The sequence below is a fragment of the Gemmatimonas sp. genome (assembly GCF_046594945.1).
Taxonomy (GTDB): domain Bacteria; phylum Gemmatimonadota; class Gemmatimonadetes; order Gemmatimonadales; family Gemmatimonadaceae; genus Gemmatimonas.
The window spans coordinates 1-3,315 of the sequence record NZ_JBKJRB010000091.1 but is presented as its reverse complement, the minus strand read 5'-3'; the positions used below and the strand labels follow the sequence as shown (position 1 = coordinate 3,315).

The window sequence follows — 3,315 nt, the reverse complement described above, 5'->3', positions numbered from 1 at the left end:
TCACAGTGTCCCGTACATGTCGGTAATCAAGCGACGGAGCGCTGCGGCATCTGCAGTGGAGAGGGCGCCAAGCTTCGCGCCAAGGCGTGATCTACTGATCGTGCGGATCTGATCAACCGCGATCTCGGCCGGCTTCCGGGCCACGCGCACGGAGAGCCTGGTACGCCACGTGGGGTGCAGGGCGCTGGTGAGTGGACATACCGTGACGGTCTCCAGCTTTTCATTGAGCAGATCGAGACTGACGATGACGACGGGCCTGGTCTTCGCGATTTCCGAGCCCGTGGTCGGATTGAGTTGCGCCGAGCAGACATCGTATCGCTTCACGTTCGCTTCTTGGACGTTTGCGCGTGGTAGTTGGCCCTGGGTTCCGCCACCTGACGCAACGGCGGGCGATCCCACGTGATGTCGGCAAGACCGTCACCTGACGTGGTGTCCCACTCGCTCCAGTCCTCGGCGTTCGCCGCCATGGCCCGCGCAGTCTCTTCCCACGACAGCTTCGGATTGGCCTCGCGACGCGGACGGAGCAAGATGCCGTCGGCGGTCTCCTCCATGATGACGCGGTCGCCGATCGCGTAGCGCTCCAGCGTTTTCGCCGGCAGGCGTACGCCGCGAGAGTTGCCGATCCGGGCGACTTTCAGTTCGATGGGCTCCATGTAATAACAGTAATAACGTCCACGGTTGGGAGCCAGTGATTTCCGACGGGTAGCAACTTGGTAAGGAACGTGTGGGAGCAAGCGGCAGTACCGCTGCGATGCGGGAAGGGCGGTGGCACATATCGCTGCGCTATTGGCAATGATTCGCCGGCGTGCTCCTCCGTGGCCCACGCAGCACGACCGACGGGAAGCTCCGTACAACGCAGGGGGAACGGACTCAGGGAGCAGGCACGAGCAACACGCGTTGCTCCTGTATCGTCCGCCCTGAAACCCTCCCCCCGCGCTGGAAGCGGTTGGTAATCCTTACTGCGTTATGCCTTTCGCGCCTTGCGACGCACCACCGCCAAGCCGATCAAGCCACTCGCCATGAGCGCGTACGTGCCCGGTTCCGGGACCGTGGTGGTGGCACCGTTCACCGACACCGTATTGATCGAGAAGTCGTTCGGCGCGTTGGTGGCCGACACCCCTTCGAATCGCACGCCGCGGATGTCACCGTTGGTGCTGCTGATGCCGGCAAACACGGCGGTGCCGTCGCCGTTGCTCGTGGAGTTGCCGTTGAAGTCGAAGAACGCGAGCACGTTGCCACCGACGTCGAGGGCGCTGATGCGTCCCACGAATGCGCCGAAGAAGTCTGTCTGGAAGTTGGCACCGGCGGCCGAGATAGTGCTGCTGAACATGATCGTCATCGGACCGTTGTCGGCGGCGGTCCAGAGCAGCGCATCGCCACTGGTGAAGTTTCCGCCCCAGCCGGTGCCCTGATCGACACGCTGGAATCCAGCCCGCACGGACTGGCTCACGGTGGCGGTGAGCGCCGTATTGGTGACGTTCACGTTGACCGGGTTCGACACGCTGGTGCTGGATGGGCCGAGATCTGACCAGTTGATCAGGCCCGTGCCGCCGACTTGGGCGCGCGAGGTGAGGAGGCTGTACTGCGCCGAGGCGGTGGTGGCGCTGAAGGCGAGGGCAACCACGGCGAGCAGGGTGTTACGAATCACAAGGAGCTCCGGAGAGGGCATGGCGGGACGTCTGAACGCCAACAGCCTCATCAATAACCGTGCCCAAGTGAAGATTCTGCAATGCTACTATATAGCGGCGGACTTTATTACCTGACGCGCATACATCGAGCGACCGTTCTGTCTACAGAATGTGGTTCGCGCGCAACGCAAAGGGCCAGCTCCCTTCCGCCTCCCCCCTGCTCCCTCAGCGGTTGGCTGTTCCCGCCCCACCGGTGTACAACCAAGGCACAACCAAGGCACGACCGACCATTCGGACTCGCCTCTTCGGACTGTAACAGTCTCAACAGCACGGAACCGCGCCTCACACGGTCGGGTTCAAGCTCATGTTAGGACCGGTTGGTCTTATAACTCACTGATATTTTCGGAGCGTTTTTATGCGTACGCTTTCCATGCTGGCTGCTGGTGCGATGCTCGCCGTCGCCGCCCCGTCGATGGTGCAGGCGCAGGACAAGGACATCGTCGAGACGGCGGTGGCTGCTGGTTCGTTCAAGACCTTGGCCAAGCTGCTCACGGATGCCGGCCTGATCGAAACGCTCAAGGGCCCGGGCCCGTTTACGGTGTTCGCGCCCACGGACGAAGCCTTCGCCAAGGTGCCGGCCGCCACGATGGCCGCGCTGGGCAAGGACAAGGCCGCCCTCAAGAACGTGCTGCTGTATCATGTCGTGGCCGGTAAGGTGATGGCGGCCGACGCGCTCAAGCTCGCGGGCAAGGGTGCCAAGACGGTTGAAGGCCAGGAAGCGAAGATCACCGTGATGGGTGGCGTGCCGATGATCAACCAGGCGCATATCGTGAAGACGGACATCATCGCCAAGAATGGCGTGATCCACGTGATCGACGCGGTGATTCTGCCGCCGGCTAAATAACTGCGAAGTAGGGAGTACGGGGTACGGAGTACGGAGTCCTGAACTTGAAAAGCGCGGGGTGGCCTTCACGGTTGCCCCGCGTTTTTCTTTGCCTAGCGGCCGAGTACGATGTCGATGCTGACCAGCACTTCAGCGAGCCGCTTCGGCGCGAGCGCGCGTACTCGCTCAACGAGAAAGGTGCGGTCAACGGCAAACAGCTGCGAGGCGTTGGCAACCGAATCCTTTTGTAGACCCGTCACCTTGGCCGACAAGAGCGTGTTCCCTGGCGCTTCGGCCCACGCCAGGTTGCTCGTGAGCGGGACGCACAGCACGGTCGGCAAGCGGCTCTCGTTGAGAGCGTCGCCCTGCACCACCACGACGGGGCGTCGAAAGCCGGCGGCCGATCCGCCGGGCATCGGCAGTTCCGCCCACCATACCTCGCCTTGGGCGACAACTACCATTCGACGCGGGCGAGCACCGACTGCGCGGCCGCCTGCACAAACGGGTCAGGGGCGGTGCCGACTTCGTCGATCACCTGATTCATCGCCTCGGTCACGTCGTCCGGAGCATGGCGGTGCAGGTATTCGGCAACCGCTTCCGCGTACAACTGGCTGCGCGACTTCTGGGTGCGCCGGGCGTGGCGCTCGGCCGCCTGAAACACGGCATCCGGGAGTGAGATGGCAGTCTTCATACCATTAGTATAACCATTGGAACGATCGACGGCAATTTGAGACACGCGGGGTGACCATCACGGTTGCCCCGCGTTACTCTTTGCCGGACCCTCCTACCCCGGCTCCATGATCG

Annotated in this window: 6 protein-coding genes; 1 reads left to right on the top strand and 5 read right to left on the bottom strand. The window is 62.8% G+C overall.

Annotated elements, in window-relative coordinates:
* From ACLL97_RS10780 to ACLL97_RS10770, 3 genes are all read right to left on the bottom strand, one after another.
* Positions 1 to 324: a type II toxin-antitoxin system PemK/MazF family toxin gene (locus tag ACLL97_RS10780; protein ID WP_411280475.1), complete on the bottom strand. Its 324-nt coding sequence runs from the start codon at positions 322 to 324 to the stop codon at positions 1 to 3.
* Positions 321 to 653, bottom strand: coding sequence for an AbrB/MazE/SpoVT family DNA-binding domain-containing protein (locus ACLL97_RS10775; protein WP_411280474.1), 333 nt, complete (start codon positions 651 to 653; stop codon positions 321 to 323). The genes ACLL97_RS10780 and ACLL97_RS10775 overlap by 4 nt, the downstream gene beginning before the upstream one ends.
* Before the next feature lie 311 nt (positions 654 to 964).
* On the bottom strand, positions 965 to 1,648 hold the full coding sequence (locus tag ACLL97_RS10770; protein ID WP_411280473.1) for a PEP-CTERM sorting domain-containing protein: 684 nt from the start codon (positions 1,646 to 1,648) through the stop codon (positions 965 to 967).
* A gap of 395 nt (positions 1,649 to 2,043) precedes the next feature.
* On the opposite strand from ACLL97_RS10770, the gene ACLL97_RS10765 reads away from it, so the two are divergent.
* On the top strand, positions 2,044 to 2,532 hold the full coding sequence (locus ACLL97_RS10765) for a fasciclin domain-containing protein (protein WP_411280472.1): 489 nt from the start codon (positions 2,044 to 2,046) through the stop codon (positions 2,530 to 2,532).
* Between the two features lie 92 nt (positions 2,533 to 2,624).
* On the opposite strand, the gene ACLL97_RS10760 is transcribed toward ACLL97_RS10765, so the two are convergent.
* Positions 2,625 to 2,972 (bottom strand): type II toxin-antitoxin system PemK/MazF family toxin, encoded by a 348-nt coding sequence (locus ACLL97_RS10760; protein ID WP_411280471.1) that lies wholly within the window; start codon positions 2,970 to 2,972, stop codon positions 2,625 to 2,627.
* Positions 2,966 to 3,202: a hypothetical protein gene (locus ACLL97_RS10755; RefSeq protein WP_411280470.1), complete on the bottom strand. Its 237-nt coding sequence runs from the start codon at positions 3,200 to 3,202 to the stop codon at positions 2,966 to 2,968. Before ACLL97_RS10755 ends, ACLL97_RS10760 begins: the two co-directional genes overlap by 7 nt.
* Positions 3,203 to 3,315 lie beyond the last annotated feature (113 nt).